Source organism: Bacillus sp. SRL337, from assembly GCF_984799155.1.
In genome coordinates this window covers 3,210,769-3,234,722 of the sequence record NZ_OZ481793.1, presented here as the reverse complement: position 1 = coordinate 3,234,722, position 23,954 = coordinate 3,210,769, and the positions used below count along the sequence as shown (strand labels likewise).

22 protein-coding genes and 1 pseudogene are annotated in these 23,954 nt (G+C 42.0%); 19 read left to right on the top strand and 4 right to left on the bottom strand.

From position 1 onward, the window contains the following. Positions 1–29 precede the first annotated feature (29 nt). The 5 genes from AC4E8A_RS16500 to AC4E8A_RS16480 all read left to right on the top strand — a co-directional run bounded on the left by AC4E8A_RS16500 (position 30) and on the right by AC4E8A_RS16480 (position 6,912). The gene (locus tag AC4E8A_RS16500; RefSeq protein WP_490198910.1) at positions 30–1,643 is read left to right on the top strand and encodes a Na/Pi cotransporter family protein; all 1,614 of its coding nucleotides are present in this window, start codon (positions 30–32) and stop codon (positions 1,641–1,643) included. 249 nt (positions 1,644–1,892) lie between these two features. After that, positions 1,893–2,372: a DUF456 domain-containing protein gene (locus AC4E8A_RS16495; RefSeq protein ID WP_490194496.1), complete on the top strand. Its 480-nt coding sequence runs from the start codon at positions 1,893–1,895 to the stop codon at positions 2,370–2,372. A 222-nt stretch (positions 2,373–2,594) separates the two neighbouring features. Then, the gene (gene sodA, locus AC4E8A_RS16490) at positions 2,595–3,203 is read left to right on the top strand and encodes a superoxide dismutase SodA (RefSeq protein ID WP_490194494.1); all 609 of its coding nucleotides are present in this window, start codon (positions 2,595–2,597) and stop codon (positions 3,201–3,203) included. Between the two features lie 106 nt (positions 3,204–3,309). Further along, complete coding sequence (locus AC4E8A_RS16485; protein WP_490194492.1) at positions 3,310–4,527, top strand: MFS transporter; 1,218 nt, start codon at positions 3,310–3,312, stop codon at positions 4,525–4,527. Positions 4,528–4,746: 219 nt separating this feature from the next. Beyond that, positions 4,747–6,912: a peptidoglycan D,D-transpeptidase FtsI family protein gene (locus AC4E8A_RS16480; RefSeq protein ID WP_490198909.1), complete on the top strand. Its 2,166-nt coding sequence runs from the start codon at positions 4,747–4,749 to the stop codon at positions 6,910–6,912. Positions 6,913–7,026: 114 nt separating this feature from the next. Here AC4E8A_RS16480 and AC4E8A_RS16475 read toward each other — a convergent pair. Then, positions 7,027–8,379, bottom strand: a pseudogene (locus AC4E8A_RS16475) (transposase). Positions 8,380–8,877: 498 nt separating this feature from the next. Between AC4E8A_RS16475 and AC4E8A_RS16470 the strand changes: the two are divergent. The 5 genes from AC4E8A_RS16470 (at position 8,878) to phoU (ending at position 13,374) form a co-directional block, all read left to right on the top strand. Then, on the top strand, positions 8,878–9,876 hold the full coding sequence (locus AC4E8A_RS16470; RefSeq protein ID WP_490194490.1) for a PstS family phosphate ABC transporter substrate-binding protein: 999 nt from the start codon (positions 8,878–8,880) through the stop codon (positions 9,874–9,876). Positions 9,877–9,998: 122 nt separating this feature from the next. Next, the gene (pstC, locus tag AC4E8A_RS16465; RefSeq protein WP_490194488.1) at positions 9,999–10,946 is read left to right on the top strand and encodes a phosphate ABC transporter permease subunit PstC; all 948 of its coding nucleotides are present in this window, start codon (positions 9,999–10,001) and stop codon (positions 10,944–10,946) included. Between the two features lies 1 nt (position 10,947). Beyond that, complete coding sequence (gene pstA, locus AC4E8A_RS16460; RefSeq protein ID WP_490194486.1) at positions 10,948–11,832, top strand: phosphate ABC transporter permease PstA; 885 nt, start codon at positions 10,948–10,950, stop codon at positions 11,830–11,832. Positions 11,833–11,909: 77 nt separating this feature from the next. After that, positions 11,910–12,683 (top strand): phosphate ABC transporter ATP-binding protein PstB, encoded by a 774-nt coding sequence (gene pstB, locus AC4E8A_RS16455; protein ID WP_490198907.1) that lies wholly within the window; start codon positions 11,910–11,912, stop codon positions 12,681–12,683. A 34-nt stretch (positions 12,684–12,717) separates the two neighbouring features. Beyond that, the gene (gene phoU / locus AC4E8A_RS16450; protein ID WP_490194484.1) at positions 12,718–13,374 is read left to right on the top strand and encodes a phosphate signaling complex protein PhoU; all 657 of its coding nucleotides are present in this window, start codon (positions 12,718–12,720) and stop codon (positions 13,372–13,374) included. Positions 13,375–13,407: 33 nt separating this feature from the next. Here the strand turns inward: phoU and AC4E8A_RS16445 are convergent, their stop codons facing one another. Together AC4E8A_RS16445 and AC4E8A_RS16440 are read right to left on the bottom strand one after the other, a co-directional pair. Then, positions 13,408–13,878 (bottom strand): hypothetical protein, encoded by a 471-nt coding sequence (locus tag AC4E8A_RS16445; protein WP_490194482.1) that lies wholly within the window; start codon positions 13,876–13,878, stop codon positions 13,408–13,410. Positions 13,879–13,889: 11 nt separating this feature from the next. Beyond that, the gene (locus tag AC4E8A_RS16440) at positions 13,890–14,246 is read right to left on the bottom strand and encodes a hypothetical protein (RefSeq protein ID WP_490194480.1); all 357 of its coding nucleotides are present in this window, start codon (positions 14,244–14,246) and stop codon (positions 13,890–13,892) included. A gap of 291 nt (positions 14,247–14,537) precedes the next feature. Here AC4E8A_RS16440 and AC4E8A_RS16435 point away from each other — a divergent pair, with 291 nt between their 5' ends. The 9 genes from AC4E8A_RS16435 to AC4E8A_RS16395 all read left to right on the top strand — a co-directional run bounded on the left by AC4E8A_RS16435 (position 14,538) and on the right by AC4E8A_RS16395 (position 22,894). After that, positions 14,538–15,278: a DUF4912 domain-containing protein gene (locus tag AC4E8A_RS16435; RefSeq protein ID WP_490194479.1), complete on the top strand. Its 741-nt coding sequence runs from the start codon at positions 14,538–14,540 to the stop codon at positions 15,276–15,278. A 9-nt stretch (positions 15,279–15,287) separates the two neighbouring features. Next, the gene (locus tag AC4E8A_RS16430; RefSeq protein ID WP_490194477.1) at positions 15,288–17,612 is read left to right on the top strand and encodes a glycosyltransferase family 4 protein; all 2,325 of its coding nucleotides are present in this window, start codon (positions 15,288–15,290) and stop codon (positions 17,610–17,612) included. After that, positions 17,609–18,655 (top strand): nucleotidyltransferase family protein, encoded by a 1,047-nt coding sequence (locus AC4E8A_RS16425; RefSeq protein WP_490194475.1) that lies wholly within the window; start codon positions 17,609–17,611, stop codon positions 18,653–18,655. The genes AC4E8A_RS16430 and AC4E8A_RS16425 overlap by 4 nt, the downstream gene beginning before the upstream one ends. Positions 18,656–18,663: 8 nt before the next feature. After that, a complete protein-coding gene (locus tag AC4E8A_RS16420) occupies positions 18,664–19,281 on the top strand; it encodes a hypothetical protein (RefSeq protein WP_490194473.1) in 618 nt (205 codons plus the stop codon). A 58-nt stretch (positions 19,282–19,339) separates the two neighbouring features. Then, positions 19,340–19,489, top strand: a complete 150-nt coding sequence (gene rpmG / locus AC4E8A_RS16415; protein ID WP_006837007.1) for a 50S ribosomal protein L33 — start codon at positions 19,340–19,342, stop codon at positions 19,487–19,489. Between the two features lie 65 nt (positions 19,490–19,554). Beyond that, positions 19,555–20,118: a 5-formyltetrahydrofolate cyclo-ligase gene (locus tag AC4E8A_RS16410; protein WP_490194471.1), complete on the top strand. Its 564-nt coding sequence runs from the start codon at positions 19,555–19,557 to the stop codon at positions 20,116–20,118. Then, positions 20,111–20,893 (top strand): DUF92 domain-containing protein, encoded by a 783-nt coding sequence (locus tag AC4E8A_RS16405; RefSeq protein ID WP_490194469.1) that lies wholly within the window; start codon positions 20,111–20,113, stop codon positions 20,891–20,893. The genes AC4E8A_RS16410 and AC4E8A_RS16405 overlap by 8 nt, the downstream gene beginning before the upstream one ends. A 68-nt stretch (positions 20,894–20,961) precedes the next feature. Then, positions 20,962–21,138 (top strand): hypothetical protein, encoded by a 177-nt coding sequence (locus tag AC4E8A_RS16400; RefSeq protein ID WP_490194467.1) that lies wholly within the window; start codon positions 20,962–20,964, stop codon positions 21,136–21,138. A gap of 220 nt (positions 21,139–21,358) precedes the next feature. Beyond that, positions 21,359–22,894: a rhomboid family intramembrane serine protease gene (locus AC4E8A_RS16395; protein ID WP_490194465.1), complete on the top strand. Its 1,536-nt coding sequence runs from the start codon at positions 21,359–21,361 to the stop codon at positions 22,892–22,894. On the opposite strand, the gene AC4E8A_RS16390 is transcribed toward AC4E8A_RS16395, so the two are convergent. Next, positions 22,888–23,769 carry a hypothetical protein gene (locus AC4E8A_RS16390; RefSeq protein ID WP_490194463.1) on the bottom strand — a complete coding sequence of 294 codons (882 nt, stop codon included), beginning with the start codon at positions 23,767–23,769 and terminating at the stop codon, positions 22,888–22,890. The genes AC4E8A_RS16395 and AC4E8A_RS16390 overlap by 7 nt on opposite strands. Between the last annotated feature and the right edge of the window lie 185 nt (positions 23,770–23,954).

Genomic DNA, 23,954 nt, shown 5'->3' with positions numbered 1-23,954 from the left:
TGAAATCTTTGGAGTTAAATTGGCAAGAAATGTTATTTCAATTTTTTGGCGGTCTTGGGATATTCCTTTTTGGAATCAAGTACCTGGGAGATGGATTGCAGAAGTCTGCTGGTGACCGATTAAGGGATATTCTTGATAGATTTACGACCAACCCTTTCATGGGTGTTCTTGCTGGTATTATCGTAACCGTCCTCATTCAGTCGAGCAGCGGTACAACCGTTATAACAGTTGGTCTGGTAAGTGCCGGATTCATGACCCTGCGGCAGGCAATTGGTGTCATCATGGGTGCCAATATTGGTACGACGGTTACTGCCTTCATCATTGGAATCGATCTTGGAGAATATGCACTTCCAATCATAGCTGTGGGTGCTGTGATGCTATTCTTCTTTAAAAATAAAAAAGTACAGTACCTGGGACAAATAGTATTTGGTTTTGGGGGCCTTTTCTACGGGCTGGAATTGATGAGCGGCGGAATGAAGCCGCTGCGTTCATTAGAATCCTTTCATGATCTTACTGTGAGCATGAGCTCAAATCCCATACTTGGTGTAGTGATCGGTACAGTTTTTACTGTGGTCGTACAAAGTTCATCGGCTACAATCGGTATCCTGCAGGGATTATACTCTGAAGGTCTTGTCGATATTAACGCAGCATTGCCAATTTTGTTTGGTGATAATATTGGTACAACGATTACAGCGGTATTGGCTGCAATCGGTGCATCCGTAGCTGCACGCAGGGCAGCTGCAACACACGTTTTGTTCAATTTGATCGGAACAACCATTTTCTTGATCATCCTGCCGTTGTATCACAGGCTGGTGTTATTCCTTCAGGATATATTCGGTCTTAATCCCGAAATGACCATTGCCTTTGCCCACGGTGCCTTTAACTTCACAAATACGATCATTCAGTTTCCTTTTATCGGGTTACTGGCGCTGGTCGTAACCAAGTTGATTCCCGGAGAAGACGCACTGGTCGATTATAAAGCAAAGCATCTGGACCCTATGTTCATCGAGCAGTCACCTTCCATCGCGTTGGGACAAGCAAAAGAAGAAGTACTGCGCATGGGTGAATTTGCGGTTAAGGGTATGGAGGAAGCTCTTTGTTTCCTGAAAACGAAGCAGAATAAACACTCCGATGTAGCATACCAAATCGAAGATGCAATCAATAACCTTGATAAGAAAATTACAAATTACTTAGTCGATGTCTCTTCTGAATCTTTAACAGAGGCTGAATCAGAGAAACACTCGATCTTAATGGATACCGTTAGGGATATTGAACGTATCGGAGACCATTTTGAAAATATTCTTGAGCTTGTAGAGTATCAGCAAGCTAACAAAGTCAAGATTACTGAGGATGCAATGGCTGACCTGGATGGCATGTTTGAATTGACAATCGAAACGGTAAAAAAGGCTGTTTCCTCATTGGATAATAATGACTACCAGCTTGCACGTGAAGTTGCAGAAAAAGAAGATATGATTGATAAAATGGAACGTAAACTGCGGAAGAAGCATATTCTGCGGCTTAACGAAGGACTATGTTCTGGACAGGCAGGAATTGTGTTCGTTGATATCATCAGCAACTTGGAACGTATTGGAGATCACGCCGTAAATATTGCAGAAGCAGTGCTTGGGGAAAATGACGATTAATAGGGTATAATGGGACTGACCAAAGGTGTAATGCCTCGGTCAGTCTTTTTTTTTGTTAGTTTGAAATTAATAAATGACGTATGGGGATTCTTTCAGCTGGGATATCCATTTCACGCTCAATCACTCATGGCATCGAGTCATAAGGTAGTCAATCAAGAGATTAGTCGGCAGCCTTCCCGCTGGCTTGGCCAAATGCTTAACGGGCTGACCAAGGCGCTGGGGGACTTATTTTGGATGGAGGTAAAGAATATGACGGTTGTTTTCTGGAGTATTATCATCATTTTGATCGCGGCTTCATTTATTGGGCTGGTCTATCTGATCATACCAAGTGTGCTGGTTCTATTGGGAGCCTTTCTTCTGTACGGAGTATTTTTCAGTTTTGAACCATTCAGTTGGGTGTTCTGGAGCATACAGGGTTTGTTTGTCATCTTGTTATTCGGTGCAGACTATGCGGCAAATCTCATTGGAATCAAAAAATATGGCGGTTCGAGAGCCGGAATCTGGGGCAGCACAATAGGCTTGTTAATTGGCCCATTTGTCATTCCGATTTTCGGTATCCTTGCAGGTCCTTTTCTCGGAGCTGTAATCGGGGAGATGCTTGTCAATCGTACAAGTTTCAAACAGGCCTTGAAAGTAGGAGCAGGTTCACTGGTCGGATTCATTTCCAGTGTTCTCACCAAGGGGATCATACAAGTGATCATGGTTATTTATTTTATCATTGTCATATAATGGCTGTGTTGGAGAGTGGGCTATTTAAGTGTGGAAATTAAAATCCGGTTCAACAAACTGAAAGGAATAGATTCTTTTATTTTGGTGATGATAATGATGTCATCAATCTTTTTTCTATAAAAGAGCGTTTCGTTTGAAGGAATAAGCTTAATTTGGTAATCTAAAAATGGATACACCGGAATCGTCCAACGATTCTAACTATTACATAGGGAGGAATTTATCATGGCATTTGAATTACCGCAATTACCTTACGCTTACGATGCATTAGAACCTCATATCGACAAGGAAACAATGAACATCCACCATACGAAGCACCATAATGCTTACGTAACTAAATTAAATGACGCTCTTCAAGGAAACGACGAACTTCTCAGCAAGTCTGTAGAAGAAGTAGTGGCTAACCTTGACGCAGTTCCAGAAGGTGCGCGCACTGCAGTCCGCAATAATGGCGGCGGCCATGCTAACCACTCTTTATTCTGGACAATCCTGTCTCCAAATGGCGGCGGAAACCCGGATGGTGAACTTGCAAGCGCGATTGAAAGCAAGTTTGGCAGCTTCGAAAAATTCAAAGAAGAATTCGCTGCTGCAGGTGCTGGCCGCTTTGGTTCCGGCTGGGCTTGGCTTGTTGTGAACAACGGAGAACTTGAAGTAACGAGCACGCTTAATCAGGATTCCCCGCTAATGGAAGGCAAAACACCTATCCTTGGCTTGGATGTATGGGAGCATGCCTACTACCTTAACTATCAAAACCGTCGTCCTGACTACATTAACGCATTCTGGAATGTCGTTAACTGGGATGAAGTTGCTAAGCGCTACAGCGCAGCAAAATAATATAGGTCATAAAAGAAGGTCCCATTTTCGGGACCTTCTTTTTTTAATGGGTATAACTTGACTCCCTTTTTCAAAAAATAAGTGTACGAAAAAGGGGAGTAATAAAATGACAAGGTTTAACAGGCTTTTAGGTGATATTGAGTTAAAAAATGATATTGTGTTCCTATTGTTGATCGGTGGGTTATACTCCATGAGTGTAGCTTTATCAAACACCTTTGTGAATATTTATCTGTGGAAGCAGTCAGGAGAGTTCCTGGATCTCGGGATTTATAATTTGACAGTTGTGATCTTTCAACCGCTGACTTTCATCCTGGCCGGCAGGTGGGCCAAAAAGATAGACCGGGTCATCGTGTTAAGGATAGGGGTCATTTTTTTGGCTTCTTTTTACTTATCGGTGCTGTTTTTTGGTGAGAATGCGGGTAACAACCTTGTTATACTAGGCGCGCTGCTTGGAATCGGTTATGGTTTTTATTGGCTTGCGTTCAATGTACTCACCTTCGAAATTACAGAACCGGAGACCCGGGATTTTTTTAATGGATTTTTAGGCACTCTCACGTCTGCAGGAGGAATGGTAGGTCCGATTCTAGCAGGGTATATCATCTCAAGGTTCACTTCATTCCAGGGGTATACAATTGTTTTCGGATTGTCGCTCGGCTTGTTTTCCCTGGCAGTGATTTTAAGTTTCTTTCTGAAAAGGCGCCCTGCACATGGGAGGTACTTTTTCAGGCGAATCCTTAAAGAAAGAAAAAATAATGAAAATTGGCGGCTGATTACAAATGCCCATTTCTTCCAGGGGCTGAGGGAAGGCACGTTTGTATTCATTATTTCTGTTTTTGTTTTCATTAGTACCGGAAGCGAATTTGCCATCGGTACTTTTGGATTGATTAATTCAGGGATCGCGTTTATCGGTTACTTTTTGACTTCAAGACTGATCAAGAAGAAATATCGAAAAAGATCGATATTGGCTGGCGGCCTGTTATTGTATTTGGCCATCTTTTTAATCGTCTTCGATCTAACTTATGCAAAGCTGCTTGTGTATGCAGGAGTTATCGCAATCGCATACCCGCTTTTGCTGGTTCCCTATATCTCCATGACCTATGATGTGATTGGAAAAGGGTGGAAGGCTGCTGAAATGAGAATCGAATATATTGTCGTCAGGGAGATTTTTATCAACCTTGGCAGGATTGTATCCATCCTTGCCTTCATATTTACGATTACATTTTTTAATCAAGAGAAAAGTATACCGATATTGCTACTGATCCTAGGGTCAGGCCACACACTCATTTACTTGTTTGTCAGGAAAGTAAACCTTTCTGCAACCTGACCAAGTCTTTAGGCAGAGAAGATTGATCTTCTCTGCTTCCTTTTTGAATTGGAAAATACTTTTTTTATATCCATGAGATGTTATGGGTGGAAAAGGACCCTTTTTTTCGATACTATTAAGAGTATGTGAATCGATTATTACTTAGAATTACTATAGAGGAAGGACTGGAAGAGCTTGAATAAAAATAAGAAAAAGAAAAAGACCCATGTGCCCGTTCGAATGAACATCTTATTTTTCGCGGTCTTTTTATTATTTTCTTTATTGATCCTGCGCCTAGGTGTTGTACAGATTGTTTCAGGAGAAGAATATAAGCGTGAAGTCGAAAGGACAGAGGATGTACTTGTAAATAACAGTGTACCCAGAGGGAAGATTTATGATCGTGTAGGAAATGTCATTGTCGACAATACTCCCATGAATGCCATTACCTATACACGGACACAGTCCACAAAAACGGAAGAGATCGTCGATGTCGCCCGGAAGCTTGCCCAGTTGATCGAAATGGAAATGGAAGCAGTAACTGATCGTGACAAAAAGGATTACTGGATTTTAAATAATAAAGATGAAGCTGATGAAAAGGTTTCAAAAAAAGAGAAAGCCAAAATAAGCAGTAACGAGGACCTTTCCGAAGATGAAATCAACTCCAAAATTTATCAGCTTACCTTGGACAGAATAACGGAAAAAGACCTGGAGTCCTTATCAAAACAGGATATGGAAGACCTGGCCATTTTCCGGGAAATGAACAGCGGCTACGCCCTTTCCCCGCAGATGGTCAAGAATCAGGGAGTAACACAAGAGGAGTTCGCAAGAGTCAGCGAGCATCTTTCCGAGATGCCCGGAGTAAATACGACAACGGATTGGGAAAGAACTTATGTGTTTGATAAAACACTCCGTTCTATCCTCGGGAATGTGTCTTCTTCAAGGGAAGGCCTTCCAAGTGAAATGGTAGACTACTATTTAGCGAGGGATTATAACCGGAATGACAGGGTTGGAAAGACGTACCTGGAATTGCAATACGAGGATGTCCTGAAAGGCCAGAAAGAAAAGATTAAGAATATCACGAAAGACGGAAGCGTCCTGGAATCTGTATTGATACAGGATGGCCAGCGCGGAAAAGATGTCGTCTTGACAATCGATATGGAACTTCAGCAGGAAGTCGAGAAAATCGTAACAGACGAGCTTCTTAAAAATGTCCATAAATCAGAATCCAGATATTTAGACCGTGCATTTGTCGTAATGATGGATCCTAATACCGGCGAAGTTTTGGCGATGGTCGGCAAGAAGTATGCCAAAGATCCAAATACAGGGGAATACAGGATTGAAGATTATGCCTTGGGCACGTACACGAGCTTCTATGAAGTAGGTTCGGTTGTAAAGGGTGCCACTGTATTGACCGGTTATATGACTGGTGTGTTGACGCCGAATGAGGTAATACGCGATGAACCTATCAAGATCAAGGATACACCAATCAAGAAATCCTGGTATGGGGGATCTAGAACATTGACCGACCAGCAGGCCCTAGAGGTATCTTCAAACGGTTATATGTGGAAGGTCGCCATGAGAATAGCCGGAAATCCGTATTATGTACGTGATGCCCCGATCAGCGGTTCTGCAAAAGATCTTGATACCATGAGAAACCACTTTGCTCAATTCGGTCTGGGTGTTAAGACAGGTATTGACTTACCTGGTGAAGTGGATGGTTATAAAGGTACCTTTGATACGCCTGGTAATATGATGGACTTTGCCATCGGCCAGTTTGATACGTATACACCTTTACAGCTTGCCCAATATGTTTCGACGATTGCAAACGACGGTTATCGTGTACAGCCTCATATCCTGAAGGAAATCCGGAAGCCGAGCGGTGAAAAAGAAAGCATGGGGCCGGTAGAAACAGTCAAACAACCGCAGATTTTGAATAAAGTAGATGTAACACAGGGGCAGATTGAGCATGTTCAGGGAGGATTCTACCGTGTGTACCATAATTATCCTAGCGGTACTGCGTCTAAGGAATTCCATGACGCTCCATATGTCGCCGCCGGTAAATCAGGGACAGCTGAAGCCCGATACAGAGATCCTGTCAGTGGGAATTACTATGATACTTATAACACTACACTGATAGGCTATGCTCCTTATAATCAGCCTGAGGTTGCGTTTTCCACTGTCGTTCCTTGGTCTCACGTCAAAAATGATCCATATATCAACAAAATCATCTCCAGGAAAATCATGGACGCTTACTATGATTTGAAGAAAAAACGTGAAGAGGAAGGCATGAACTCTTCTGATGTTGAAAGCAAAGTTGAAAATGTGGATGATGCAGAAAAGCTTCAGGAGGAAACGCGTGAAGAGAATGCAGAGGAGAATGGCGGCGACAGCTCGACAGAAGAATAAAGAAAAAAGGGACCTTCCAAAAGTGGAAGGTCCCTTTCAGACCGTAGACAAACCCTACTTCAACCTTTTGATTGAAGTAGGGTTTGTTAATTTTTGAGGAAAAGCCCATAAACATTAAACTGGACATGGCCCTCGCCATGTCCAGTTTGCTAACTTCTTAAGATTCATGGCAGCAAACGTAAGCATCGCCTGCATTGAAACTTTTTTCAGACCTCTCAAGGTCGTCCAACGCATCCCATGCTTCTCTTTCGCATCAGCATAAACTCTTTCAATTGTTTCTTTGCGCTGCGCGTAAAGTGTTTTATTCAAATTAGTGTGCCTCAGATGTTCAACCTCGTCTATGTAATCCTGCCAAATGTGTCTATGGATCATCTATGTATGATTATGGCTCTGAGTACATTTTTGTAATAATGGGCAGTCCTTGCATTTTAAAGGATTAGAAGCATACTGTTTTATCCATCTCTTGTGGTGGTACGGTATCTTCTTCTGTAGCTGTTGACGCTGGATATAAGACACCCCATATTCTAAGTTCTTAATGGACCAAGAAATCAGACCGGTCATGCCCTATACTCGTCCCCGAACGAAAGAGGGTTACCTAAAGAAATACGATTACGTTTATAATGAACATTTCGACTGCTATATCTGTGCGGAAGGACAAATACTTCCTTTTTCCAACTTTATTACTGACTAGGTCCACAAGTTGATCCAGCATCCGACTATCATGAACATTTCCACCCGTGACAAGGGAGCCTAGAATAAACCCACGCGAATCACTCGCTGTATGGAATGAATAAGCAAACAGTTTCTCACGTTCATCTTTGACATAGTATCCACTTTCAGGGTCTGTGGTACTTACCTTGATTTCTTTCGTCTCTTCCTTATTCTGTGGGGGGAAGGGCTTTTTTCCATGGTCCTCACGATCGATATTAATCTCTTCATCCAATTGAGCCTGGTAACTCCTCGTTTCAACTCGAACCACTTTTTTCTAAAATTTTTTCTTATTGGCATTCGCTTTTACATGCGTTGAATCAATGAAAGCAACAGATGGATCTACCAACCCTTTTGTCATAGCCTCTTTCAAGATACGTAGAAAATCTGTTCAAACAAGTCAGTATCGTGAAAACGACGAACGTAGTGTTTGCCGAAGGTAGAAAAGTGGGGTATCTTTTCCGTAAAGGCATACCCAATAAACCAGCGATAAGCAACGTTGGTCTCAATTTCTTTAATGGTTTGACGCATGGAGCGAATGCCGAACAGGTATTGAATGAATACCATTTTAATTAGAACAACAGGGTCGATACTCGGTCTTCCGTTGTCGAGACAGTATTTATCCTTGACCAAGTAATAGATGAACTCAAAATCAATGGCTTGTTCAACCTTCCTAACTAAGTGGTCATGCGGGACCAACTGGTCCAGGGCAACCATCTCAATTTGATTTCTTCCATCTTCTACATGTTTTGATAACATTGTGAATCCCCCACAGATTTTTTATGTATGGTGTCAAAACCAGATTTAATTTACAAAAGGTTGATTGGAGTGGAAGGCGTACGATCTCCTGCGGGACCAGCGTGACAGGTGAGACCCCGCAGGCGAAGCTGAGGAGGCTCACCGCACGCCCCGCGGAGTCGTGCGCCTGTAGCGGAAATCAACTATTCATTCCAACCACCCAAGTTTTTAGTTAAGAAGTAGTTAACTTAATTATACAAAAAAAGCTTGTAGATATGGTCCAAATCTTGGACTTTGTCTACAAGCTGAAAGGGACCTTCCAAAAGTGGAAGGTCCCTTTTTTCTTGGGAAATCATTGTACAACCCGGGCTATACATAGCCCACTCACTAGTCAAATAAACAAGAAAAAAGTCGAATTTACAAAACCTTTACATTCGATTAAAACCGGATTAACACTTCTCTATTATTCTAGTATTCGTAGGCAAGATAAAACAAAATTTCTTTAGGGGGAATTTAGGAATGAAGAACTTCAAAGGACTGCTTCTATTAGTAGTAATGGCTGCTGTAGTAATGTTCACTGCTGCTTGCGGATCTAACAACGGTAATAACGCGGCCGACAATGGCGGAAACACCGGAGGTAATGCTGAAGGTGAAGAAACAGCTTCAGTTGAAGGAAGCGTTGTAATCGACGGCTCTGGTACGGTTTACCCATTCATGGCGCAAATGGCAGAGAACTACATGACTGAAAATGAAAATGTTTCTGTAGAAGTAAGCCGTGCAGGTACATCTGCAGGATTTAAGAAGTTCTTAGTTGAAGAAGGCGGTACAGACTTCAATGATGCCTCCCGTCAAATCAAGGACGAAGAAAAAGCTCAGGCTGAAGAACTTGGTATCGACCCAATGGAATTCCAAGTTGCTCTTGATGGTTTAACTTTCGTCATCAACCCTGAGAATGACTGGGCAACTGAAATGACTCAAGAAGAAGTAGTGAACATCTTCCTTGCTGAAGGCGGAGTAACAAAATGGTCTGATATCAACCCTGAGTGGCCAGATGAAGAAATCAAGCCTATGGGTCCAAACGAAAACCATGGTACGAACGAATTCATGTATGAAACAATCATGGAAGAAAAAGATTTTGTAGACAGCATCAACTTGCAGCAAGAATACTCTACTCTAGTTGACCTGGTATCTAAAGATAAGAACGCCATTGCGTTCTTCGGATATGGGTATTATGAAAACAACAAAGATAAGCTTGGCGCGGTTTCAGTTGACTTTGGCAACGGTCCAGTCGAACCTAGTCTCGAAACAATCGGACTTGACGATGCTCCATACGCACCATTCACTCGCCCTGTATTCACCTACTTGAATGTGAACATGGCGAAAGAAAAGGCTCAAGTTCTTGACTATGCCAAATTTGTTATGAATAACGCTCAAGACGTTGCAGCTGAAACGGGTTTTGCGCCGCTTTCAGATGAGACAATCGACGAGAATCTTTCAAAATTAGAAGAGATTAAGTAATTGTACGTCAGAATCTGAATTGGTTGGAAGATGAGAAGCGAAATCCTTCTCATCTTCTTATGTGTTAGTAATACAGAGGAATTTTATTCCTGCTGGGATGAAGGATGAAAGGGGTTATCACCATGAAGGATCTAGGAACCCAGGATAAATTGAATGTTCGTGAAATGATCGAAGAGAAAAAGAGTACCATGAATATCAATTCTATCATGGAAAAATTCGTTCCGAAATTTTTGTTTGCCATTGCGGCAATTTCGATTTTCACTACTATAGGGATCGTCATTACTTTATTAACTGAAACGGTCCACTTCTTTAAAGATGTTCCATTTTTAGATTTCTTTACCGGAACTGAATTAAATCCAATCGGAAGAGAACCGCAGTTTGGGGTACTGCCGTTGCTGACAGGCACGATCATCTCTTCTGTAATTGCTATGTTTGTTGCCATTCCGGTTGGTTTGATGTCAGCTGTATATCTTAGTGAATATGCATCTGAGAGAGTCAGAAGAACACTTAAGCCCATACTTGAAATCCTTGCGGGGATTCCGACAATCGTATACGGATTCTTTGCATTCACATTTGTGACTCCTCTATTAAGATCATTTATTCCTGCTCTTGAACCCACTAATATCCTCAGTCCAGGAATAGTAATGGGAATCATGATCATCCCGATGGTTGCTTCGCTTTCTGAGGATGCTATGAGTTCTGTACCCAACTCGATGAGAGAAGGGGCACTCGCACTAGGTGCAACAAAGCTCGAAGTAACTTGGAAAGTAGTTATTCCTGCTGCTATTTCCGGTATAATCTCTTCCTTTGTGCTAGGTATTTCCCGTGCGATTGGAGAAACGATGATTGTAACGATTGCCTCTGGAAGCAATAAGAACTTCACGTTTGATATCACCCAGTCCATGCAGACGATGACGGCTTATATCGTAGAAGTGACCGGCGGGGAAGCTGCTGCCGGCACCACCATTTACTACAGCCTATATGCAGTCGCAATGACACTATTTGTATTCACACTCATCATGAATTTGATTGCACAATATATTTCTCGTAGATTCAGGGAGGAATATTGATATGAAGTATGTAGACGCAGAACAAGTACAGAAAAATATGGGCAAGCGTTTATTCACAAATAAACTTGCCAAAGCGATCTTCTTATTATCCATTTTATTTGGATTAGCAGTTTTAATCACGTTAATCTATCGTGTGGTCAATGACAGTCTCGGCTGGATTGACCTGAATTTCCTGACAGGGAAGCTATCTGTAAATCCTGAAAAAGCCGGTATATTTGGTGCTATACTTGGGACTTTATGGCTGATGCTCGTAGTGGCGCCAGTAACAATGTTCCTTGGTGTCGGTACGGCAATTTATCTTGAAGAATATGCAAAAGAAGGCAAGCTGAAAAGCATCATTCAAACGAACATAAGCAATCTTGCCGGTGTACCGTCAGTAGTGTTTGGAATTCTTGGCTTAACCGTATTCGTCCGGATGGCGGATTTAGGGAACATTGTATTGGCCGGTGGACTGACCATGTCATTGCTCGTCCTTCCCATCGTTGTAGTGGCAAGCCAGGAGGCATTAAGAGCCGTGCCGCAATTTTTAAGGGAAGCTTCGTATGGAATGGGAGCGACCAAATGGCAGACGGTCAAAAACATCGTTTTGCCGACTGCCATTCCGGGAATTTTGACGGGCGTGATTTTAGCTTTATCTCGTGCAATTGGCGAAACAGCACCACTTGTGGTTATTGGTATTCCAGCACTATTGATACCTCTGCCGGAAGGTGTTTTTGACAAGTTTACAGTAATGCCGATGCAGATTTACTATTGGACCGTTGATTCTGCGCTAACAGATGAATACGCATTTTTAGCAGCAGCAACAATTGTTGTTTTGTTGATTGTGTTGTTTGCTATGAACTCAATCGCAATTATCATCAGGAACAAATTTCAAAAGAGATTTTAATTTAATCTTGGGAGGTTTTATCAGTGGCAGTACTATCTGATAATGAGCGAAAAAGCAAAGTAATTTTGAATGGCGATATAACTGGCAGCCAAAAGAAGAATATTGTATATGAAACGAAGGATCTTAATCTTTGGTATGGAGAAGACAAGGCCTTAAAAAATATCAACCTCGCAATAAATGAAAATGAAGTCACGGCCATTATCGGGCCTTCAGGTTGTGGAAAATCCACATTTATTAAAACATTGAACAGAATGGTGGAATTGATCCCGGTCGTCCGCATTTCCGGAGATATCACCTACAGGGACCAAAGCATTCTTGATAAATCCTTTACGGTAGAGGATCTAAGGACAAGAGTCGGCATGGTATTTCAAAAACCAAATCCATTTCCAAAATCGATTTATGATAATGTGGCTTATGGGCCGAGAATTCATGGTATTAAGAACAAAAAGGTCCTGGATGAGATTGTTGAGAAAAGTCTTCGCGGAGCTGCCATCTGGGATGAAGTAAAAGACCGCTTGAAAGAGAATGCATATGGTCTCTCAGGCGGTCAGCAGCAGCGTCTGTGTATCGCACGATGTCTGGCAATCGAACCGGATGTCATCCTAATGGACGAACCTACTTCTGCCCTGGATCCGATCTCTACATTAAAGGTGGAAGAGCTGGTACAGGACCTGAAAAACAACTACAGCATCATTATTGTTACTCATAACATGCAGCAGGCGGCCCGTATTTCTGATAAGACAGCATTCTTCTTGAATGGTGAAGTCATCGAATTCGACAAGACTGATTCAATCTTCTCTACACCCGGTGATAAGAGAACAGAAGATTATATTTCAGGAAGATTTGGTTGATAACGAATCAAAATGAACATTCGGAGGGATACTCATGGCCAGAGGGCAATTTGATGAGAGTTTGCAAGATTTGCAGTCTAAGTTAATGGAGCTCGGCAGGCTTGCCAATACAGCTCTCGATGCAAGTGTCAAAGCACTTGAAGAACAGGATATTGAAAAAGCATTGGAAATCATTGAAGATGATACGCATGCCGATTTGCTTGAAGAGGAAATTAATGATATTGCCATTTTGCTTATTGCAAAACAGCAGCCGGTCGCAACCGATCTGCGGAGGATTATTGTGACGATCAAAGTGGCGTCCGATATTGAACGAATCGCTGACTTTGCTGTAAATATAGCTAAATCCACCATAAGAATCGGCAAGGAACCGCTGATCAAACCAATTCAAAATATCAAAAAGATGTATTCCCTGGCATCCAACATGATTAACCTGACGCTGGAATCGTTTGTAGAAGAAGATGTGGTCAAAGCGAAGAAAATTGCCGATTTAGATGATGAAGTCGATGATTTGTATGGTGAAACCATTAGGGAATTACTGACATTAAATAAGCAAAAGCCCGAATTCACAGACCAGATTACACAACTATCCTTTATCTGCCGTTACCTTGAGCGTGCTGCAGATCATGCAACAAATGTCGCAGAAGGAGTATTCTATCTAGTTAAAGGCAGACGCTTCGATTTAAACACATAGGGAACAAGAAAAGGCAGCCGCCGGGCTGCCTTTTTACTCTGTTAAAAGGGTGGAGATTTCTTCAAGAGTCATCTCAGAATGAAGCTCATATTCTCCGATTTGTATTTTATCGGCCAAGCCGCTGTTTGTCAGGTAACTGTTTAAATCACTTGAATTTCTTATGATGCCGCTGCTTTCCAGTTCATCAGCAATTTCTAACGGTGTCATTCCTGAAGATACGGTCAGTGTGATTTTCTTTCGATCAGCAGTATTATCATCTGCACCTTCTTGAACTTCATTGGTATCTTCCTTATGATTTTGAGTCAAGGCATCTACCTGTTTTTCCAAGTCCGACACCTTTTCATTGTGTTCCTTTGCTTCTTCCTGAGTCAGGATGACATACCCCTGATCTTCCAAAACGTTTTTTGGATCCTGGGGATTATCCATAAAATAATGATAAATAATCAATATGATGGCAGAAAGAAAAATCCCTGCGGCAAAAGCCCTCGTACTTTGCTTATTCATGAAAACTCCTTTCAGACACTTCTATCCCTGATAATATCTTGTACATCATTTAATGGCAGTGCCGACTGCTTGGCGATTTGCTCGAGGTCCATCCCTTGAGCATGTAGAGCCAGGACTTGATTTTTTACAATTTCATGCACTTTCTTTTTCGGGCGTGCTTGCGGAGCCTGAAATACAGGCGTCTTATCCATTAGCAATTCTTCCTCCAGCACTTTTAAGCGTTTCTTTAACGTATAATTCTCCTGAAGAAAGTTCATTGACAGGTCATCCACATCCTTTTCCAGCACTTTATACCGGTCTTTTTGAAAAAAAGAAATGATAAAAAGCAAGGCAGAAAGTGAAAGCAGGCTGATGATTACAGTTGTCATAAATTCACCTCGTATGAGTTTACTACCTATTATTTATAGCATAGATTTCTTCTTTTCACTAGGTGGTGTCATCGCCAAGCTTTGAAAAAATAGTATGAAGGTGTCTGATTACAATAGAAGAAACTTGTCGTTTCCCGTTCGTGAACGGTTGAAAATCTCGTTAAATCAAAAGAAAACGAATTTTTTTTGTGTGTTTGCCATTGTCTCCATGCAGGCCAGCAAAAAGCGACAAAATGCGTTTATTGTAGGTTTTTACCCTTGGTGATACCATTAAATAGAAGAATAAATAGTGTGACAACTGCATATAACCATAAATTATTATTCCCAGAGGTGAATAAGATGCTCGAGCAAATTATTGCATACCGTGAACAAGGGTTATCTTTTAGAAAAATTGCTAAAAAATTGGAAACAACAGTTGGAAAGGTTCAGTATCAATGGGTGAAGTATCAAAAGTTGACCGAAGATACAAAATCCACTGTCGCTGCTGCCTCTGAACAACCAGAAATCCAACGGCGAAATCCTAAGCGCCAAGGGAGTTATAAAGGAAGGGTTACCTTAATAAAGAAAAAACCTATTCCGTTAAAATCAGAATTGATTGTCATGTTCTCTCATCCGGCCAGGGTCGTTTGCTGCTGGGATATACCTTATTCAATCATGAAGCAAGTAAGAGAGTTTCACGGTCTTCAAGAAGAACAAATCCACTACTGCCTGAGAGTATTTGATATCACTTCAATTTCCTTTAATGGTCATAATCATCATAGTCATACCGATATCCTGCTCCCGCACCATTCAGTTCATTGGTTTATCAACAGCCTTAAACCAAACCGTGCTTATTGTGCAGAGTACGGGATTGTGGAAGAGAACGGCAGATTTACTGGAATCGCCCGCTCATGTGTCTTCCATACACCGAGGACCGGAGATGATCAAGAGTACCATCAGCTCCAGGAACTTCAGGAATTTGAAACCGGTAAATCAAAGAAGCCTCAATGGGTTGAGCATGTCAGTACATACACATATTATGTGAAAAATTAGGAGGAAGTCATGGAAAATAAACCCCTATCCTTTTTGGTCCTGTCAAATACACTTTCCCGGTTCCCTTCGGATTTTATGAAAAATAGAGAGCATCTTTATCCATTACTGAATGAATGCCTGCAAATGATCAACAAAGGACCAAGAGAATATTCAGGCAGTGTCTATGTAGTAAATCCTCTCATTGTTGATTGGCTCGCGACCGAGGAAGCGAAAGAGCTTCTTGAACAATTTTTTATCGAGACTATGCGGGAAAATAGAAATAAGATAAATGAAAAAATGAAAGAGTTGTATTCTGTTTGGAAGCGAATAGATGGTGACATCCCTTCAGCTCTGAATAAAGCGCAGCAGGAAAAGGGAATCACCATCATTCCTTCGTTATTGGTAAACTTCCCGGTGACTCATCTGCTAACCGGATGGTCGATAGAAATGCAGCTCACCCAATCATTACATCTATATAATAAGCATTTTGAAAAAAACGCCAGAGGAATTTGGCTTCCCAAGTGTGCTTATACTCCGGGAATTGATCTTTTCTTAACAGAACAGGGAATCGATTATACATTTGTATCAAAAACAACCTTTGAATACAGTGAGAGAGAGGATAGAAGTACTTCCAGTCTCAGGACTCCACGGGGGCTTAAGCTTTTTCCAGTAAATATAAATACAAAAGATTTTCATATCAGGATTACAGACGGTTCTCAAGGCAATGTCGAGAAGCAAATTGATCAATTCCTGGATAATGGTTTTACAATCGTACCTTTTGTTGAAGAGGATATGCTGAATCAACAAGATAGCCTGACTAGAGCCGGATTTGGCTACCAGGGCATGGATCATGGTGAGGAGATCCTGTCAGATCAGGTACTTGTGAACATGCGGAAACTTCATGCGATGGAGCCGGTGATGAAAGAATTATCTGCTTCAAAAGAATTTCCTCCCAGAGTGTTGAAGCAGCTGATAAGAGAATGGAACTTCTGCCTGCATGATATGGCAAACAATCGAGAGGTGGATTCAGCATGTTTACAGGCTTTCAAGGAACTGTCCGATCCACGGCAGCGTTCAGAGGACACCCATCTATTGGGATATAGAGAAGGTCTTGAATACCTGCCGATACAGCATGGAGTACCTCAAGCTAAGGATAAGCCTTCTGCATCCAAACAGCAGACGGTGCTGATGCTTTCATGGGAATACCCTCCCAATATTGTAGGCGGCCTTTCAAGGCATGTGCATGATCTTTCAAAATCGTTAGTCAAGAAGGGCTGCAAAGTTATTGTCCTTACTGCTTCTACCGAAGGTGTTCCTGAATTCGAGGAGGATGAAGGTGTATTAGTATACAGGACCGGACCTCTTCACCCGATGGAAGAAGACTTTCTTCACTGGGTCTTTCAGCTGAACCTTTCATTTATTGAAAAGGCCGGTGAAATCTTCATCAAAGAAAATATTGATCTAATCCATGCTCATGACTGGATAGTTGGGAAGTCAGCCGAAGTGGTGAAGAGCCACTACCATGTTCCTCTGCTATCAACTATACATGCTACAGAAGCAGGCCGTAACCAGGGGATTTTCACAGAGCTGCAGGTGAAGATTCATGAAGAAGAGAAAAAACTGGTTGCCTTGTCCGATCATGTAATCATATGCAGTAACCATATGAAAGAAGAACTTTTCCTGCTTGAGCCAAGAGATAATCTCCCTGTATCAATCATTCCTAATGGAGTCAACCTTACTAGTGTTTATCAGGATAAACGGAATCCTTTAAATGAAAGGTATAATGGCAGAAGGTATTATTTTTCCATTGGGAGGACCGTCCACGAAAAAGGTTTCGAGACCATTATGGAAACTGCTTTGCTCATCAGTAAGGAAAAGGATATTCACTTTGTCATTGCGGGGAAGGGTCCCCTGCTTGAAGAATATCGCCGTCAGGTTAAGGAGAAAGGGTTGGATGACTATGTCCATTTTGTTGGGTATGTAAGTGATGCAGAACGAAACACTCTCTTGTTCCATAGTGAAGCCGTTATTTTTCCAAGCATCTACGAACCTTTTGGCATTGTTGCTCTGGAAGCGATGGCTGCCAGGAAAGCTGTAATTGCATCCAAAACAGGGGGGCTGAAAGCCCTCGTGGAACATGGGCATGCAGGACTGCTTTTTGACCCTGGCCACGCAGAAAGTTTGAAATCATGCATCCTAACACTTGAACAATCCAGAACAATGAAAAATGAAATGGGTGAAAATGGTTATAAAATGGCCGAGAGGATGTTCAGTTGGGAACGGATCTCGAAGCAAACGGTTCAGATATACGAGGAACTGAGTCTTCAGCATAAAGTCGAAGGTTCACTTTTATGAAAGGCGTCATTCTGGCAGGCGGCAGGGGCACTCGCTTAAAGCCCTATACCTTATCCGTTCCAAAGCCAATGGTTACAATTATGAATAAACCTATCCTAGAATATAATATTGATTTGCTCAAAGTCAGCGGCATCACCTCCATCCTGATTACCACCTGCTACAAAGCCGATAAGATATCCGACTACTTTGGTGATGGAAGCAAATTTGGTGTGAATATTACGTATATTCATGAAGATTCGCCTCTGGGAACGGCGGGAGGAGTGTTTGAGTCCAGCCGGTACCTCGATGAGCCGTTCGTGGTCATCAGCGGAGATGCTTTTACCAGCCTTGCACTGCATGAAGCCATTCAATTTCATCAGGAAAAAGACTCCCCGCTGACGATTGTCGGAAAAGAAATGGCAAATCCGCGAGGTTATGGTGTATGCCGGACAGACGCTGAAGGAAGGCTGGTCGAATTTGCAGAAAAACCTGAAACAGAGTTGGTCATCAGTAATGTAGTGAATACCGGAATCTATATCATTCAGCCAGAACTACTGGAGAAGTACCATTTTGAAGGTTACACAGATTTCAGCAGGGATGTGTTTCCGCGGCTGCTGATGGAGCGGGAAGATATTTATGTCTTTCAAACAGAAGACCATTGGCGGGATATCGGTAACCCTGAACAATATAAACTGGCAAGGGAAGATTTCCTGAACGGTAAAATGAAGCAAAGAGAAGAGAAGTTTGGAGCGGACTTTATTGAGGACCCTGCTTCGGCTAAAGAAGAGCTGGCAAGTACTCTGAAATATCTGACCCGGATGATGGTGACCTGTCCTGATCATCAAAAACAACAGATCATTAATAAACTGGTTGAGGAACAAAGAGAAACACCGAAATTGAACCTTGATGGAATTTTGATTTCCCACAGTCTTGGCGGCTGGACCAGAATTGTCGATCTGCCGAGCAACGGATTTATCATTTATTCAAAAGCAGAGCGGCGGAATCTTGCCAAGGAGTTCGCAGGTTATTATTTCAATAAAATAAAACAATGGCAAAAGGTGTAGAGATGAAGATGAAAACAAATTTATCGAATACCCAGACGTTTAGCTGTCCTGTCAATCGGTTTAACTATGAGATTTTTGCCTGGTCAGATGAGAGCAATAGGATTGAGTACCAGCAGCTTTCCAATTTTTCGAATTGGAAGGATTTCAATTTGGTTATGAATGAGGAAGTACTGCCAGAAGGAAGCATCCTCACCTTTTCGGCAGAAAATCGAAAGAAGCTTCATCGCCGTTTAAAACTTTTCATTCTTCTGGATTGGAAAACAGAAGGCAATGAAAGGCTCAGCTTCATATCGCCTGACGATCATCTGGTATATCATTATTCTTCCACCAGATATTCGCTGGTAGATTACCAGGTGAATAATAAAAGCGGGATACCCAGAAGGTCAATCTATCCGCTGACCGAGAGAGGGATCTTTCACTGGAAGGAAACCTTGAAAACCGGATCAATTCCTTATCAGCCGCTTCTGAAAGGACCAGCTTTAACAGTGGTTTCGTTTGATTTACTATTCAATCCTTTGCAGAAGATGCAAGGCCAAATCATAGGGGTTGAAGGAGAGTCCAGAGAGGAATTGCGAAATTTACACAAACACTTGAAAAACAGACTAGCATTTCATCTGAAAAAGTGATATTATAGAAAAGTCGTATGGATAGATGAAGATAGCTAAGTTTGGAGGGAAATAAACAATGCGTGTAAACATTACTTTAGCTTGCACTGATTGCGGTGAGCGTAACTATATTTCTACAAAAAACAAACGTAACAACCCAGACCGTTTAGAGCTAAAAAAATATTGCCCTAGAGAAAAACGCACTACAGTGCATCGTGAAACAAAGTAAGCAGCCGGGATTTTTCCTGCTGCTTTTTTTGTGCTCGAAAATGACAAAAGTGAGGTGCATTGTGAATGGAAAAGAAAGATCTCAGGCAGAAACAGAAAGCATTGCTCACTTCCTTTGAGAGGCATATTTATGAACATAAATCCTTCCTTATAGCCAGTCGGCTTTATGGATCAGAGGAGTGGAAAACTTCCGGGACCATTGCTGTAACAGTTTCGAACTTTCCTGAAGTGGATACATGGCAAATTATTCGAAAAGGCTGGGAGGAGGGAAAGCGGATAGTGGTTCCCAAGTGCAGACCAAAAGAGAAACAACTTGATTTTTACTACCTGGACTCATTTGCTGGTTTGGAAAAAGTGTTCTATGGTCTTCTGGAACCTTGCCCCGAAAGAAATAATCTCGCAGATCCAATGGCTATCGACCTGGTCATTGTTCCGGGACTCGCTTTTATGTCAACAGGTTACAGGCTGGGGTTCGGCGGCGGATACTATGACCGCTTCCTGGAAAGCTTTCAAGGAAGGACAGTTTCGCTGGCTTTCCAAGAACAACTGGTAGAAGAGGTGCCCGTAGAGCACTTTGATGTCCCAGTTGAAAAGATTATCAGCGAAAGAGATGTAATGGAATGTGAGTGAGCAGCTTATTCTGCTATTATTCATTATTTTGATAGTAAGCATGGGTGGATGGAAAACCCATCATTTAAGCGGGAGCGGGGCCGCAGCAGCAGTAATAACAGGTGCTGCGATTGCATTGGCTTTTGGCTGGAAGGGTCTGCTCGTGCTGGGAGTGTTTTTTGGTACATCAAGTTTTTGGTCTAAATACAAAAGCAGCTATAAAACAGAAGCAGAGAAAAAGCTTGCTAAGACTTCAAAGAGAGATTGGCAGCAGGTAATAGCTAATGGAGGGAGTGCTGTTCTTTTCTCTCTTATATATATATGGACGAAGGATATTCGTTATCTAGCAGGCATGTGTGCCTCCCTTTCAGCAGCCAATGCAGATACCTGGGCATCAGAAATAGGCACCTTAAGCAAAGGTGCTCCAATTTCAATAAGGACATGGAGGAGCGTTGAGAGGGGAACGTCGGGAGCTGTTTCCCTCCTCGGAACGGCTGCGGGATTTTTGGGAGCTGTGACCATTGGATTGGTATCTGCATGGCTGTTCCAGGAGGCAGGTTGGAAAACTGCTGCTATGGTAGCCGGGACTGGATTTTTAGGCAGTCTCATCGATACCCTGCTGGGGGCTTTTATTCAAGTAGAGTATAAATGCCCCACGTGCGGCTTGAAAACGGAAGCATCCATCCATTGTGGGGGGAAATGCAAGAAAGTGAAAGGAATCCAACTTGTAAACAATGAGATGGTTAACTTTTTGGCAAGCTTCTTTGCTGGAGCTGCAACAGTGATCTTACTATAAAAACTTCACAAAGAAATAGAATAAAACTTTGTGGATTTACACAACATAGAACGAGGAGGCTGATGACTATGAACGGAATTATAAAATGGATAATCATTGCCAGCTTTGTTTCTGTGTTCTACCAATATCGTTACAAACTTTTGAATGTCATCCTTGGAAATTTCACTATCAGGAGACTGGTGGTCAGAGCGACGATGAGCATGCCTTGGGTGCGCTCAAAGTTTCTCAATACGGCTTTTCGTTGACTCGAAAAGGCAAGAAATAAGAAGGTGTTTACCAATAACACAGTTGCATTTCCAGACAAACTGAGGCTGGAGCATGGACTGTTCATTATTGGTGAACATCTTTTTTATTTTGGATGAAAGTATTCGTTGGTGTGATGAAAATCATATACCTTTACTTTTGTCCCGGATGGTGATTTAGTAGAAGAAAGTCAAAAATAACAATAAAGGCAGAGGAGAATTTTTGAATACCAATCTTAATTATATGTTCTGGAAGATGGCGCATTATTTAATAGTAGAAAAAGGATTTCGGATCATCAATATGTCACAAGACCAACAACAGCTATGGCTGGAAAATGCTTCTTATAAACGAGCACCAGTCATAAGGCTTCTGCGTCAAGATTTAGATTGGGGCAGCAGGATGAAACGGGACGTGCATTTAACAGCCATGAATGGTGAAAAAATCAGAAGAGCCTTGAAGAAAAACAAACTGGTTCTTGAAAATATATATATAAGCAGCTATTCTCCGGTTGATGAATATGAAGGATTGATTTCCGAAGCTTTTATCCTTCCTCAGGCACCTAAAACAAGCGTGCAGTCCTCTATCATCACAGCGGATGATATTACAAGTGGTGTAAGCAAACTATCGGCTTTTTTAAATGAAGAGAAAAAATGGGAATTCAAAGAAGATGCAGATGAGATGGAGGTGTATGCCTTAAAGGAGGGGGTTTTGTCATTTGCTGCTAAGTCAGCAAAAAAAGAACAATCCCTTTTCACTAGTGGCAAACCCTTTTTCACCTATATATTCATTGCCCTGCAGCTCCTGATATTCTTCATCATGGAAATGACAGGCGGAACGCAGAATACAGAAAACTTAATCAGGTTTGGTGCTAAGTACAATCCGTTAATAACGGAGGGAGAATGGTGGAGATTCTTCACCCCGATAGTCATCCATATCGGCTTTCTTCATTTGTTGATGAATACCTTTGCCCTCTATTTCCTCGGTACGGCTGTAGAACGGATATTTGGGAGCAAAAGATTCCTGTTCATCTATCTATTTGCCGGGTTCAGCGGCACCTTGGCAAGCTTTGTTTTCTCCAACTCGTTATCTGCGGGAGCAAGTGGTGCTATTTTTGGTTGTTTTGGCGCATTGCTGTATTTTGGCACAGCCCATCCAAGGATTTTCTTTAGGACAATGGGCACCAATATCCTGGTGGTTATAGGAATTAACCTTGCTTTTGGTTTTACGATTCCAAGAATTGATAATGCCGGCCATATAGGCGGGTTGGCAGGAGGCACACTTTCAGCCGCAATTGTTCATTTACCTCGGGCAAGAAGACTCGCAGTTCAATGGTTTGCTGCTCTGGTGACAGCCTCTTTGATTCCTGCCATGCTGTGGTATGGTTACCAAAAGGGCCCGGTATTCTTCGATCCCTCGATTAGTAACGCTGAAGCTCAGCAGTTGATTAATGATGGTGACATTCAAGGAGCTTCTTCCATTCTGAATGAGGTCATAGAAAGTGATAAGGGGGACGCCCATACTTACTTTTTATCTTCCATTGTGAAAATTAAAGATGATCGGTATTCTGAAGCTGAAGCTCTGCTGCATGAAGCACTGGAACGTGACGGCGATTTTCCTGAAGCTCATTATAACCTTGCAGTCCTCCTGGTCGAGAGGGGAAAAGAAGGGGAAGCAAAGCCTCACGCAGAAAGAGCTTATCGACTTCAAAAAAGCAATGAACAATTTGAAGAGTTATACAAGCGGCTGCAGGATTATTGAACAGGGAAAGATTGCTTAAGTAGTGCCGGCTCGCCCTCATGTGTGGTCATGAGGACGAGCACGGAACCTTTTTTTCTGTCAACCAAGATAAGAGGCATCGAACTGTCTGCAGGGTCAACGACTTTACCTGAATTGGTCTTGATACCCAAAAAATAATTTTTATAAAGCCCCTCCCATAAATTTCCCACAAGCTTATTCCATTGTTCGCTCTGGAATCCCTCCGGTGGAGTCACACTGTATTGCGGTAACTCAATCAATGGTATTTGCAAATACTCCTTTCCATTAATAGTGAATTCCTTCATGGCTTTTTCCCAGTTGTATTCAAGCTGCTGATTTGTCACCCTGTCCAAAACCGCCTTCCATTCTATTTCGGCGTCACTATCAGCCTTTCTGAATGAACTTAAAGGACTGAAGCTGGAATCTATGACATACAGTTGATCATCCGACATTCTTTGAGCGCTTGTATAAGTGTCATCGTTATCATGTATTTCTGAATAGTGAAAAGAAATCGCCTGCAGAAGGCTGCTCTCTTTCCCCCGGAAGGTATCCTCCTCGACTATCCTGTCGGTATTCTGCTCCCATTCACTCATTTTTGACTTCAATCTTCCATTCACATAGAGGAATCCTATATCCTGCCTTAAATAAGCATCCTGGTCAAGAACGGAAGATATTTTCCATTTTACTTCATATAAGTTGTTCACTTTCTTATTATGCAGCGTTAAAAGTGTATCTGCTGATTGATACTGGGCCGTCTCATTTAGTGGAAAAAAAATAATGCTCTCCCGAACCGGGGGGGCAGCAATCGTAAACAGCCACCATACGAGGAGGGCGGCTGCCGAACCTAAAATGATATGAAATAAAGATTTTCGTTTCATCCATTCACCTACTTAATCAGGTTTGTCCCGTTTAGTGCCATTCTATGAGACAAGCGAAAATATTATGTTCTCAATGTATGAATTCCAAAGCGGATGTCTAGGATGGTAAATATGATTCCTTACATAGAACAAGTGTCAATCGGATGAGCAGGTGACCGATATCGACAAGTTTGTGTTATATAGAA